The sequence below is a fragment of the Streptomyces sp. SID13666 genome, assembly GCF_010548325.1.
Classification (GTDB): Bacteria; Actinomycetota; Actinomycetes; order Streptomycetales; family Streptomycetaceae; genus Actinacidiphila; species Actinacidiphila fildesensis.
Window position 1 is genome coordinate 149,771 of record NZ_JAAGLX010000003.1, and the last position, 12,608, is coordinate 162,378.

Genomic DNA, 12,608 nt, shown 5'->3' on the forward strand with positions numbered 1-12,608 from the left:
CGCCCGGGTAATGGCTCCGCAAAGTTATCGGCTCCCAGGTAAAGGCGTCGGCAGTAATCCGCCAACACGCTTGTCCTGCTCATGATGTACGGATGTGATCACGGCAGCCGCCCAGCGCGGCCCGACTCCATACAAGGAGGATCCATGCCCAGAGTTCGTCCGCGGCAGCGTGCCGTGGTCGCAGCGGCCGGGGCCACCGCCCTCACGGCCGCAGCGCTCATATCCGCCCCGCTGTCAGGGGCCGCCACCGCGGCGCCTGCCGCCAAGGCCCCGGTGGCCAGGGTGGTACCGGCCGTCGAAGGGCACCAACTGGTCCGCGCCGCCGACGGCCCGCTCAGCATCGAGCAGTGCCAGGCCAAGTGGGGGATCAACTGCTATAGCCCGACCCAGTACCGGCAGGCTTACAACCTGAACCCGCTGTACCGGGCCGGCATCACCGGCAAGGGCCGCACGATCGTCATCGTGGACTCGTTCGGCTCGCCGACGATCCAGCACGACCTGGACGTGTACAGCGCGCAGTTCGGCATCAAGAGCGCGCCGGTGCAGGTGGTCAAGTGGGGCAACGTCCCGCCGTGGGACGCCACGAACCCGGACATGACCGGCTGGGCGGGTGAGTCCACGCTGGACGTGGAGATGGCGCACGCCGTGGCGCCGGACGCGAAGATCATCCTGGTGGAGACGGCGGTCGCCGAGACCGAGGGCGTCGTCGGCCTGCCGGAGATGATGGACGCCGAGAAGTCGCTGATCGACCGCGGCATCGGTGATGTCATCTCGCAGAGCTTCGGGGCGACCGAGAACACCTTCCCCGGCTTCGAGCAGGGCAACTTCTCGAGCATCGAGAAGCTGCGGTACGCGTTCAAGGACGCGGCCAGGCACGGGGTGACGGTGCTGGGGTCCTCCGGTGACAGCGGTGCCACGGACTACATCGAGGACGGCAGCGCCAACTACCCCTACCAGGTCAACTCCTGGCCGTCGTCGGACCCGCTGGTCACCTCGATCGGCGGCACCCAGCTGCACCTGAACGACGCGGGCAACCGCACCGCGCCGGACAGTGTCTACAACGACTACGGCGCCAGTGGCGGTGGCCAGTCCCACGTCTTCGGCCGTCCCGCGTACCAGAACGGCGTCAAGGGCATCGTCGGCAACCACCGCGGCACGCCGGACATCTCGATGGCCGCAGCGGTCGACGGGGGCGCCTGGGTGTACTCCAGCTACGACCCGACGTCGGTCGGCTGGGGCGTCAACGGCGGTACGAGCGAGTCGAGTCCGCTCTTCGCGGGCATCGTGGCACTGGCCGACCAGCTCGCGGGGCACCGGGTGGGCGACATCCACAGCGCGCTGTACGCGCTGTCCCAGCAGGCCCCGCACAACCCGTTCACGGGCGTCGTGGACGTCGCGGACGGTACGAACAACACCTATGACGGTGTCACCGGCTATACCGCGGTGAAGGGCTACGACATGGCGACCGGCATCGGCACCCTCGACGCGGCCCGCTTCGTCCCGGCTCTGGCACTGCAGAGCTGGCTGCACCACTGACCGAACGGCACTTCCCGGCCGCCGTCGTACCTCCGGGTACGGCGGCGGCCGTCCGCATGCCGGGACCCGCAGCGGGTGGCCGCCCGGTCGGGGAATGCCGTGGCGGGCGGACCCCCGAGCTGGGACGCTGGCCGGGGGCGTGCGGATCCGGGGCCCCGAGCACCGCGAGGAAGGCGGCACCGCATCATGTCCTCCACGCTGCGGGAGGTCCGGCTGGCCGATGCCTTCCTCGCTCTCTCCCAGGCCCTCGACGACAGCCAGGACTGCGTCGGGCTCCTGCAGCGGCTGGCCGACCACACCGTGGACCTGTTGGACCTCGACGCCGCCACCGTCCTCGCGCAGGGCCAGGGCCCGGCCGGTGACCACTCCCTGCACACCGCGGCGTCCGCCGCCGACCCGGCCGGCGCCGAGGCGGTGGGCCGGCTGGCCCGGATCCAGCTCGACAAGGGCCAGGGGCCCGGCCACGACGTACTGCGGTCCGGGACACGGCTGGCCGAGACACCGCTGAGCCGGCCCGTGCACCGCATCCGCTGGCCGCACTTCACCGGGCAGGCGCTGGCCTGCGGGTTCACCACGGTGGCAGTGATCCCGCTGCGCCGCGCGGACCGCACCCAGGGCGCCGTGGCGCTGTTCCACCGGCGCGCCGGGACGCTGACGCCGTCCGTCCTGGATCTCGGCCAGTCGCTCGCCGAAGCGGCCGCCATCACCCTCCGGCACGGCAGAGCCCTGGCCGAACAGCAGGCGCGGATCGGCCAGTTGCACAACGCGCTCGACAGCCGCATCGTGATCGAGCAGGCGAAGGGCATCCTCGCCGAACGCCACCACTGCAGCCCCGACGACGCCTTCGCCCTCCTGCGCCGGCACGCCCGCAGCCATCAGCTGCGGCTCGCCGAACTCGCCGAACGGATCATCGACGAACCGGCGGGGCCGGACACCCGACAGTGAGCGACGCCGGCCGCGAACCCTCGACCGGAGCACGCGACGACCGGGCCGCCCGCGCTCACCCCGCCGCGGTCACTCGACGGGCACCGCGTTGATGTCGACCCCGAGCGGGGCCGGTGTGCGGGCGCCGAGCCAGCCCATCGCGGCGATCTGCACACCGGCCTGGAAGCGGCTGCGCGCGTCCACCCGGGTCATGAGGTCGGCCATCATGCGACGGATCGTGCGCAGCGAGACGCCCAGCCGCTGCGCGGCACGTTCGTCGGTGAGACCGCACGCGAGCAGCCGCAGCAACTGCCGCTCCTGGACGGTGAGTCCGGCGGGATCACGGGTCGGCGTCTCACCGAGCGCCCGCGCCTGGTCCCACACCTGCTCGAACAGGGCCCGCAGTGCCGCGATGACCCCGGGGCTGTGCAGCAGCACCGCGCCCTTGCGCGGGTCTTCGGGATCGACGGGGACGACGGCGGTCCTGCCGTCGACGATGATCATGCGCAACGGCAGGGTGGGCGTGGTGCGCACACTGCCGCCCAGCTCGCTGAGCCAGCGCGCGTACTGCACGGTGGCCGGGTCGTTGCGGACACTGTCGAGGTAGACGGTCCGCATCCGTACCCCGCGGTCCAGCGTCTCCTGGTCCAGGTCGCGGCTGGCCTCCATGACATGGGCCGGCTGCGGTCCGCCGGGGGCGAAGGAGAGCACCTCCCCCGCCGCGTCCGCCGCCAACTCCTCCAGCCGGACCCGCACTTCACTCAGGTCGCAGAGGATCTCGACGCCGGAGGAGCTGCTGGCCGGCCGCGTGGTCGCGAACTCGGTGATCAGACTGGCCATCGCGTTGCGACTGCGGTCCATCTCGTTCTGCCGGCGCTGTGCCTCCGCTTCCTGACGGGCGAGCATGGCGGCGAGCCCCAGCTCCGGATTGACGGCACGCCAGCGCCCGGTCGGTCCTGCCGGGCGGACCAGCGCGAGGTCAGCGAGCTGGTCCAGCGAACCGCGTATGGCTTCCACCGACTGCTCCAACAGATCGGCCACGTCGGGGATGTCTAACTCGGGATGCATGAGCATCGTCCGATAGACCCCCTCGGCCACCGCGTCAAGAACTAGCCGTTCTCCCACCTGGTACCCCCCGAGCTCCCCTGGGTGGTCAGACTGCGACGCACCCGCCCGTGACAAAAACGCCGTCGAGGAACACCCCGCTGAAGGTGTTCGACGACCGACTCAGGGCGTCAGCGTAGCGGTGCAGCAACCTTAGGTGAGGGCTTCGGAAGCTCCGATTCTGCGGAAAACGCGTGGCCGGGCGGGGTGCGCGGACATATCGATCGCGAACCGCCCGCGGGCGCGCGGTAAAGACGCAGTTCAGAACGTTGCAAAGGGAACCCTTTCTACCGGTCCCGCAACCCCTGTCCACCGTCGGTGTCACCTTCCTGCCATGCGCCATTGACGCCTTGCTGTAAGGAAGTCGCCGCAGGCCTCTGTGACCGCTGGTGTTCAAGGGGTGCCAGTGATGCCAGGGATGGTTGGGGCGTCGACGCTGTTCGAGTGGGCCGGCCGGTGGCCGGAGCTGGCCCGAGGGTGCCAGTGCAGCTTGGTGACAGCTCCGGCTACTGACAGCCGGGGGCACCGCGGGCCACTCTCATGGTGTCGGAAGAACGGCACGGCAGCCGGACCATCCGAAGCGCGAACCACCAGCACCACCCACCGGTTTCACACCGGTTCGGCCATGACCCCGGCGGGAGTCCGGGATCCCCACGAACGGAAGGCTCGGGCATTCCTATGCGCAAGCTCGCGGTATCCATCGCCTCTGTCGCTGTCATCCTCGGTGCGTCCGTCTCCGTGGGGAGCTCACTGGGCGCCGCGTCCCCCGCCACCGCTCCCGCCCACTCCGTCAGCGTCGTGGCCGACGGCCCCACGCCGGCTCCGACGCCCACCCCGGCGCCCACCCACCCGCCGGTCGAGCCCGACCCGACGCACCCGGACACCTGGGGCTGGGGCTGAGCAGCGGTTCGTATCCGGGGACGAAGGGAGTACGGGGAACATGACCACGGCACTGGACCGACCGCAGAACCTCCCGCCCACCCTGACCATGGCGGCCGCGACGACCACCGTGACCACGACCACCAGCGTCCTGCTCGCCGACGGACACCACCTGTTCCGTTCCGGTCTGAGCGCCCTGCTCGACCGCGAACCGGACCTCACCGTCTGCTCCGAGGCGTGCGACGCGGAGAGCGCCGTGGCCCAGGCCACCGGGGACCGGCCCGACATCGCGGTCGTCGATCTCGACGTGCCGGGAGCCGGCGGACTGCGGACCGCCGAGCTGATCCGGTCGCTCTCCCCGCGAACGGCCGTTCTGCTGCTCGGTGCCGCACCCCGCGCCGACGAGGTGCAGCGCGCCTACGCCGACGGTGTGCACGGCATGCTCCGCAAGGACGTACGGCCCGAGCGCCTCATCAGCACCGTCCGTGAACTCGCGGCGGGACGACGGGTCTTCGACCCCGAGCTGGTGCTGGTGGCGATCCGGCCGGGGCCTGACACGCCGACCCGCCGGGAACTCGCGGTCCTGCGGCTGGTCGCCGCCGGCAGCACCATCGGCGAGGTCGCGAACCAGCTGTCGCTGTCCCCGGGGACGGTGCGCAACTACGTCTCGTCGGCCATCGCCAGGACCGGCGCCAGGAACCGCTGCGACGCCATAAGGATCGCCCGCGAGAACGACTGGCTGTAGCGGCCGGCCGAACGACGGACCCCCGTCCTCAGCCTTGCTCTCGCATCGTGTCGACGATGTCGCAGAAGCCCTGGGGCAGGCTGCCGGAACCCGATGCCGGGCGGCTGCCGATCAGGAACTCCCCCACCGAGGACTCCGACGTCCAGTCCAGACCCAGGGCGCGCGCCGCCGCGTCGGTGTCACCCGAACCGAGCCCGCACGGTGCCAGACCCATCGCCGTCGCCACCAGGTAGAGGGTCTGGTAGAGCACTCCCACGTGCTTGAGCGTCAGCGCGTACGCGATCTGGCTGTACTTCCACGACAGCCGGCCGAACCGCGAGGTCACCGTCAGCAGCACCTGCGGATCCACCGTGCAGTTGGTGGCCCGCCATGCCGCCGTCAGCAGTTCCCTGAACGCCGCCTCGTCAGCCGCGCCGTGCCAACGGCGCGGCTGCAGTCGGTGTGCGGCGGCGTCGTAGCGGTAGACCCCCGTGGGCAGCCCCTCGCAGGCGGCGACCGACAGATAGATCTCCAGCTCGCCCGTGGCGCCGCCGGCCGGGTAGGGGCGGTCGATCGCGTCGTACGAGTTCGGGGAGGACGGGTCGCGCGGGATCACCTGCCGGACCCGGGCCGCCCGGTAGAGCAGTTCGGCGATCTGCTCCAGCGTCACCGGGGTCTCCGCGTAGGTGCGGATGGACCGGCGCCCCTCCAGCACCTCGGTCAGCCGCGGGTCCCGGGCCGTCACCTCGTCCCAGTCCGGCACCGGCAGGTCGATACCCGGCTCGTCCTCGTTGCTCCCGGCGCCCGGCAGGGCCGGCGGGTGCGGTACGTCCTGGTGGGCGAAGACGCCGCCGCTGGTGTAGTCGTGCCGGCCGGCCCGGCTGCGGGAGTGGAAGAGCAGATCGTGGAAGTCCCACAGCGGCGGGTCCGCCGCCGGGAGCGCGGGGGCGGCGCCCACCGCGGCACCCGCGGCGGGCTCCATGAAGCCGGTCCCCGCCAGCAGGGCGGCCAGCGCGGCGCCCGACTGCTCCGGCAGCCCGGCCAGCGCGGCCGCCTCCGCCACGGTGCGCGGCGTGGTCAGCGCCGCGACGAACGCCGCCGCGGCCGGCTGGTGCAGTGTCACCCGGTAGGGCGCCAGCGGGGATTCCATGACGCAGCCCTGGCCGATCGTTCCCCCGCCGCCGTCGGCGGGTCCGTCGGGCAGTCTGCGCAGATAGGCGAACCGGGACAGCACCACGGCCGTGGTGCCGAGGTCCGGCGCGCCGGGGGTGGCCGCCGAGCGGGCGATCGGCACGGCGGTGGCCAGCGGTCCGGTCAGCGGGTCGTCGAGGATGCTGGTCACCAGATAGGGGAACCGGCCCAGCAGGCTCAGCAGCCGGCCGGCCTCGCGGTCCCCGGCCAGCGCGTCGGCGTCGACCGGGCCGGCGCCCAGCGCCAGCAGCCGGCGCACGGTCGGCGCGCCGAGCGCGTGGACGCGCTGGCGGCCCCAGGGGTGGGTGAGTTCGACGTCGTCGCCCTCCGCCGCCACTTTCACGTCCTGGCGGAGCGTCAGCATCCGTCGTACCCGGGACAGTTCGGCGTCAGCGGTGGTCAGCGGCTGTTCTGTGATGGTCATGGCGCGCCTTCCGTCCTGCGGTCAGATGAAGATGGCGGTCGGGTTGAGGTCGGCCTCCGCGGTGGGCGCGGCCTTCCAGCCCAGCCGCACGGGAACGTCGTAGAGCCGGCCGGGCGCGAACCGGGCCCAGAAGTGCCGCATCCCGGGGACGATCACCTTGGCGACGGGCAGGCCCACGTCGGGGCGGGTCTGGTCCAGGACGAGCATCTCCATGCCGTGGTCCGCCACCAGGCGCTGCACCGTCTCGAGGTCCGTGCGCAGATCGTCGGCGGCCAGCGGGTCCCAGCGGCCGGCCGCGGCGGGGGCGTGGCCGTCGAGGGGCCTGAGGTACGGCTGGTTGGCCAGCGTCGCGCTCTTCCACCAGGCCTTCTGCTCGTGGTCGGCGCCCGAGTACGTCGTCTCGCCAGGACCGGCGTCGGCCACCGGTGACAGGAACTGGTTCATCTCGGTGAGGGCCCGGGTCAGCGCGATGTGCGGATCGAGGTGGGCACCGAAGGCGATCAGGATGTCCTCGGCCGGCTTGTCGGTCCGCCGGGAGAACGCGCCCACCACCGGGATCCCGAAGTCGGCCGTCAGGTCCAGGGCCCACATCTCACGGTTCAGGCCCGCGTAGACCTCGCGCATCCGGTCGATGTACGGGTCGCCGAAGGAGTCCAGGTCGACGGCCGGTCGCTGGACGCGGTTGTACCACCACAGGGCGACCGCGTCACGTTCCACGAGCTCCAGGAAGCCCTGCAGCGTCGCGTCCTCGAACGAGGTGCCCGCGGCGGCCCCGTTGGAGTCGCCCATGGCGAAGAACGGGCCGTTGTGCCGGTAGCCGTAGTACAGCGACATCGTCGGCAGCCAGCGGGTGCGCTCCGACGTCAGCGACCAGGCGGGCGACCACTCGATGACCGCGTCCTCGCGGAACCGCTCGGGCACGGTGTTGAACATCGACTTCTTGGCGTTCCACAGCTCCCGCTCGCGGAACTGCCGGTCGCTGAAGAGCAGGCTGGTGGACGGGTGCACCGCCTGCTCGCCGAGCTCCTCGTAACGGGCGGTGCGGCGCGCCTCGTCGCCCTGGAACACCCCGGAGTAGCGCTCCATCGCCTCGCCCATCGCGCTCGCCCGCGCCTGCGAGTCCGTCCGCCCCTTGCCGCAGCTGATGCTGCGCAGACCGGTACGGAGCTGGCGCAGGTCGCCGACCTGGCGGGCGAGGTTCTGGCCCGCGACGTAGACCCGCAGGCCGCCGGGCGTCCGTTCGGCGGGCACCAGGGTGGTCACCACACCGGTGACCGGGCTGAGCTGGGGCCGGTACTTCAGCAGCATGTCCTCGGGCGAGGCGGACCGGTGGCCGCCGTCCGCGGTGAACGCCTTGGCCCGGCTCTCGAAGCGCACCGGTGCCAGCTGGCGGCGCTCCATGGTCGCGGCGTCGCCGCAGGACGGGCACTGCGGCCGGCGGACCAGCTCATGGCGTTCCGCCTCGGCGAGCACGGTGTCGAACGTCAGCACCTGGGCCTTCTCCGAGCGGACCCCCGCGGCCCACTTCGCCGCCTCCAGCGCGGCGAGCTGCACCCCGAGGGCGGCCGTGGGCGCCAGGTGCGCCCCGACGGTCGGTACCGGCTGGTCCCTGCCCAGCCGGTGCTGGAGGTAGCTGAGCGACTGCCGGTTGGCGGAGAGCCGGTGCGCGAGGCACTCCCAGCAGCCGGTTCCGGTGCCGGGCGCTCCGGCCGGGGTGTCCGCGGACGCCGGTGCGTCCGGGACGAAGACCGGTCCCGCCCAGACGATCGAACCGACCGGCCGGGCCAGCATCCACGGGGTGCCGGAGGCGAGGGCGGCCGCGTTCCGGCCCGCAAGGCCGGGGTTGAGGTAGTCGTCGGTCAGCGCGACGACGAGGTCGGCACCCTCGGTGTCGGCGGGCGGCGCGTCCGCCGGTGCGAGCGCCACGTGCGCGGCGCCGGCCGCGAGCAGCGCCGCGACGAACGGCTCCGGTGTCACCTTCCCGTAGACCTCCACCCGCACCCGGGCGTCCCGCAGCGCGGCGACGGCCGTGTCGCCGTCGCGGCCCGCCATCTCGAAGAATCCGGCGGCGGCCGGGTCGGTCGCCGGGTCGGAGGCGGCGGCCCAGCCACCGGCCACGAGTTGGTCCAGGGCCACCGCTACCCGGTCGGCGGGCACCGCGGGCGCCAGCTCAGCACCGATCTCGTGGGCGCTCCTGGTGCCGTCCAGGAGCGGCGCCAGCCGTTCGGCCAGTGAGCCGTTGACGACGCAGACGCCGCGTTCGGACACCAGGTAGACGGCCTCGCCGTCGACGACGTAGGGGGTGTAGTGCCGCTTGAAGCCGATGCCGGGCGTCGGCCGGGTACTGGTCATGGTGACTCCGTAGTCCGAATTGGGGCGGGGCGGGCCGGGCTGCGACCCAGGGCGTTGGTGCCGGGCTCAGCGCAGGGTGGCGAGCGGGGCGGTGGCCGGGTCGATCAGCCGCAGCAGGAGGAGGCCGACGGCGGCGCCGCCGTCCAGCGCGCCGAGGTTGACGCGGTCGTCGGCGGCGCGGTCCCCGAACCAGCTGCCGGTGGCGTGGTGCCGGCGCAGCAGTTCGGCGACGAGGACGCCGGCCGCTTCCCGGCCGTCGAAGAACGGTCCCGGCACCAGGGTCTCGGCGGTGCTGCCGGCGAGGTCGTCGTCCAGGGTGTGCAGCAGGCCGGCCTCGGCCGAGGTCAGTGCCTCGCCCGCTGCGGCGACCAGTTCGCGGGTGCCGAGCGCCGCGATCTCGGCGGCGGTGACGGGCGGGGTGAGCCCGGCGAGGTCGCCGGGGTGGACGGCGCCGGTGCCCAGCGAGACGGCGGTGTCCAGGCAGGCCAGCCGTCCGCCGCGGGCGGTCGTCGTGAACCGGTGCGCGCGCAGCAGCGCGCGGGCGGCGTCGGGATCGGCCAGCAGGCCGGGGGCTTCCGCGACGGTACGGGCGAGGGCCGCGGCGATGCTGTCGGCGCCGGTCGGCACCAGGTCGAGGAAGGTCGCCGGGGTGGTGAAGCGGCCGGCCGGGGTGTCGCCCGCCAGTTCCTGGCGAGCGGCCTCGGCGAGGTCGCGGATCGCCGCGTCGGCGTCGGTGGCGACGCCCGTCGTTCCGGCGCCTGTGGCGCGGCGCAGCCGCAGCAGGTTCAGCAGCAAACCGGCCGCGCCCAACGGGCTGTCCTGGTACGGGAGCCGGTCGGCGTCGCGGGCCGAGGACCGGCCGGCGGGCGCCGCCGCGAGGGCCGCCGCTCCGGGGACCAGGGCCCGCGCCACGTCGAGGAAGGCGGGCTCGGCGAGGGTTTCGGCGCCGCGGGCCAGGGCGTGGATGAGGGAGCCGGGTCCGGCGAGACCGCCGGGCACCGGGACCCCCGAGGCCAGCCGGGTGTCGCGGGCGAAGCCGAAGGAGGCCGGGTGGCGCGGGTCGATGAGGGAAGCCGCGGCCCACAGCGTCTCGTGCGCCGCCTGCCGGAAGCGCGGCGACCCGGTCGCCGACCACAGTTCGGCGAGGAACAGCGCCACGCCGACACCGCTGGTGACGAGGTCGACGCCGCTGAGCACCTCGACCTGGCGCAGCCCGGTGGCCGGGTACCAGCTCAGCCCGATCCAGCCGCCGCCCGCGGCGGTGCGCTGCCGGTCGGCGAGCATCCGGTCGCCCAGCCGCACGGCGTGGTCGAGGAGTTCACCGGACGTCGGTACGGAGAGCGGGGCCGGTCCCCGGGAGGCGGTGGTGGCGGGCGGGAGCTGCGTCCCGGACCGTGCCGCGTCGATGCAGCCGGAGAGGACCGCGGTGTGCAGATCCAGGTCGAAGCGGTCGAGTTCGGTGATGCGGGCGTGCAGCCGGTCCCAGGCGGTGCTCTGGAAGTGACCGGGGATCTCGTGGCCCTGGGCGGTGAACACCGAGGACGACGTGGTCAGCGAGCGGAAGAACGGGATGTCCAGGACGCGGTAGGAGTCGAGTTCGCTGAGCACCACCTCAAGCAGGTCGCCGCGTGCGCTGTCGCCGGCGCGGGCGGCCACGGCGCCGCGCAGGGCGCCGGCGATCACGGTCTCGCGGGTGGCGCCGTCGGAGAGCGCGAGCGGGCTGGTCGAGGTGCGCAGGATCTTGTAGCCGTCCCAGGTGTGCCGCCAGATGTAGCGCACCCAGACGCCCTTGAAGCCGGCCAGCGGGCCGTCCGGGGACGCCAGCCGGTCCCGCATCCCGGCGAGTGTGCGGTGCATGTCGCGGTAGCCCGCGACGACCTCGTCCGCGTACTCCCACGGGTCGGCCTTCTCGCCGTCGTGCACCGGCCGGTACGGCGGCAGTGGCAGGGCGGGCTTGCCGGGTTCGATCTCCAGGTCGTCGGCGCGGGAGAGGCAGCCGATGTCCACCACCGGGCGGTCCTTGGACGGCACCCACGGCTGCACGGCCATGGCCGTGCGCACGACGGTCGACTCCAGTACGTCCAGCAGTCCACCCTGGCCCGCGGGCAGCGCCGGCGGGGTCTGGACCCGTGGGTAGAGCAGGCACTCCAGATCGGTGATGACCGGATACTCGCCGCTGGCCAGCAGGTTGTCGGACCACAGGTCGCGGCCTTCGAGCAGCTGCACCAGCCGGACGGTCATCCCGAGCCGGCGGTAGAAGCGGGCGAAGCCCTCCCGGTCGGTGCAGGGCAGCGCGGGAACGAGCTCCTCCCAGCCGTAGGCGTCGCCGTGGTCGGGCTCGTGCTCGGTCACCGGATCGGCGGCGGGGCCGGTCGCGGCGCCGTCGTCCGGTGCGCTGCGGTCGCTGCGCACCAGCACGGTGCGGACGTGGAGTTCGGGTGACAGGCCCGCGGCGTTGAGGTCACGGACCAGGTCCATGTAGGCCGTGGCGTGCCGCAGGTCCTTCGGCTTGTAGACGACGCCTTGGCCGTCCGCGAAGTGCAGCAGCGCGACGGACCGGCCGCCCGCGTGGCGGTCGCCCGCGTCACCGTGCACCGCGGCCAGGGCGCCCGGGTCGGCGCCGTCCCAGAGGCGGGTGCGCAGCAGTTCCCGGTCGGAGGCGAGCCGGGCGAACATCTCGGTGTAGACGTGCTGCCAGTGGCGGCAGGCGGTGCCGACGAGGAAGGCGAGCGCGGGCAGCCGTTCCAGCCGGGCCAGCCAGCCCTCCTGCGAGGCGTCGGGGCCGCCCTGCGCGTCCCAGTCACCACCGCCGGGGTGCGCGGACGACGACTGGACCTCGTAGCGCATCGGCAGGTCCAGCGCCTCGGTCAGCCGCCGCACCAGGGTCTCCGCCAGGTCGGCCCGCGCGGAGTCGAGCACCTGGACACCGAGCACGGACGCGGTGTCCGCGGCTCCCGTGAGGTCGTAGGGCAGCAGGGCGCCGGCGGCGGTGCGGAAGGACGCGGTGATCGCACCCGGTGCGACGGTCTCGGCGGTGGGGGCGGCGGGCTGGGCGCGCAGGAAGCCGATGAGGGCGTGCGCCCAGTCCGGGACGACGGACGGGTCGCGCAGCGCGACCGGCCGCAGCCCGTCGCCGAGTTCACGGCCGGTGGCCGCCAGGTGGTCGAGCAGCACCCCGGCCGACGCCGGGTCGCCCGCCGCCCGCCGCAGCCAGCCCGCGACGGCGGTGGAACGGCTGTGCTGTTCGTCCTCGGCGGCGGCGAAGACGGGTGGTCCGGCCCCGTCCGGTGTCCCGTCGGCGGTGGTCGAGGCCGCGGCGCGCTCCGGGAAGGAGGCGGCCAGGGCGATCACGGCACGCAGCCGGTCGTCGCCGCGGGGGACGCCGGGCAGGAGCGTGCCGTCGCCCGCCGGGGACCCGGCGGCCGTTCCCGGCACGGCGGGGGTGGTGAGCCAGGCCTGCAGGTCGAGCGTCAT

8 protein-coding genes are annotated in these 12,608 nt (G+C 73.4%); 4 read left to right on the forward strand and 4 right to left on the reverse strand.

All coding sequences use genetic code 11. The annotated features are described in order from the left end of the window. Positions 1-144: 144 nt before the first annotated feature. Both G3I60_RS07730 and G3I60_RS07735 read left to right on the forward strand, forming a co-directional pair. Positions 145-1,536: a S8 family serine peptidase gene (locus G3I60_RS07730; RefSeq protein WP_164293426.1), complete on the forward strand. Its 1,392-nt coding sequence runs from the start codon at positions 145-147 to the stop codon at positions 1,534-1,536. A 186-nt stretch (positions 1,537-1,722) separates the two neighbouring features. Further along, a complete protein-coding gene (locus G3I60_RS07735; protein WP_164293425.1) occupies positions 1,723-2,481 on the forward strand; it encodes a GAF and ANTAR domain-containing protein in 759 nt (252 codons plus the stop codon). A 69-nt stretch (positions 2,482-2,550) separates the two neighbouring features. Here the strand turns inward: G3I60_RS07735 and G3I60_RS07740 are convergent, their stop codons facing one another. Continuing rightward, positions 2,551-3,528, reverse strand: a complete 978-nt coding sequence (locus G3I60_RS07740; RefSeq protein WP_239069621.1) for a LuxR C-terminal-related transcriptional regulator — start codon at positions 3,526-3,528, stop codon at positions 2,551-2,553. Between the two features lie 714 nt (positions 3,529-4,242). Here G3I60_RS07740 and G3I60_RS07745 point away from each other — a divergent pair. After that, complete coding sequence (locus G3I60_RS07745) at positions 4,243-4,464, forward strand: hypothetical protein (RefSeq protein ID WP_138352537.1); 222 nt, start codon at positions 4,243-4,245, stop codon at positions 4,462-4,464. A 40-nt stretch (positions 4,465-4,504) separates the two neighbouring features. Then, on the forward strand, positions 4,505-5,188 hold the full coding sequence (locus tag G3I60_RS07750; protein WP_164293423.1) for a response regulator: 684 nt from the start codon (positions 4,505-4,507) through the stop codon (positions 5,186-5,188). Between the two features lie 28 nt (positions 5,189-5,216). Here the strand turns inward: G3I60_RS07750 and G3I60_RS07755 are convergent, their stop codons facing one another. The 3 genes from G3I60_RS07755 to G3I60_RS07765 all read right to left on the reverse strand — a co-directional run bounded on the left by G3I60_RS07755 (position 5,217) and on the right by G3I60_RS07765 (position 12,608). Further along, positions 5,217-6,782, reverse strand: coding sequence for a SagB family peptide dehydrogenase (locus G3I60_RS07755; protein WP_164293422.1), 1,566 nt, complete (start codon positions 6,780-6,782; stop codon positions 5,217-5,219). A gap of 21 nt (positions 6,783-6,803) precedes the next feature. Next, the gene (locus G3I60_RS07760) at positions 6,804-9,134 is read right to left on the reverse strand and encodes a TOMM precursor leader peptide-binding protein (RefSeq protein WP_164293421.1); all 2,331 of its coding nucleotides are present in this window, start codon (positions 9,132-9,134) and stop codon (positions 6,804-6,806) included. Positions 9,135-9,200: 66 nt separating this feature from the next. Next, on the reverse strand, positions 9,201-12,608 hold the full coding sequence (locus tag G3I60_RS07765) for a type 2 lanthipeptide synthetase LanM (RefSeq protein ID WP_164606920.1): 3,408 nt from the start codon (positions 12,606-12,608) through the stop codon (positions 9,201-9,203).

Excerpts from the sequence above, each read along its gene's own strand:
- G3I60_RS07730 (WP_164293426.1), top strand. The coding sequence starts at position 145 with ATGCCCAGAGTTCGTCCGCGGCAGCGTGCCGTGGTCGCAGCGGCCGGG.
- G3I60_RS07735 (WP_164293425.1), top strand. The coding sequence starts at position 1,723 with ATGTCCTCCACGCTGCGGGAGGTCCGGCTGGCCGATGCCTTCCTCGCT.
- G3I60_RS07740 (WP_239069621.1), bottom strand. The coding sequence starts at position 3,528 with ATGCATCCCGAGTTAGACATCCCCGACGTGGCCGATCTGTTGGAGCAG.
- G3I60_RS07745 (WP_138352537.1), top strand. The coding sequence starts at position 4,243 with ATGCGCAAGCTCGCGGTATCCATCGCCTCTGTCGCTGTCATCCTCGGT.
- G3I60_RS07750 (WP_164293423.1), top strand. The coding sequence starts at position 4,505 with ATGACCACGGCACTGGACCGACCGCAGAACCTCCCGCCCACCCTGACC.
- G3I60_RS07755 (WP_164293422.1), bottom strand. The coding sequence starts at position 6,782 with ATGACCATCACAGAACAGCCGCTGACCACCGCTGACGCCGAACTGTCC.
- G3I60_RS07760 (WP_164293421.1), bottom strand. The coding sequence starts at position 9,134 with ATGACCAGTACCCGGCCGACGCCCGGCATCGGCTTCAAGCGGCACTAC.
- G3I60_RS07765 (WP_164606920.1), bottom strand. The coding sequence starts at position 12,608 with ATGACGCTCGACCTGCAGGCCTGGCTCACCACCCCCGCCGTGCCGGGA.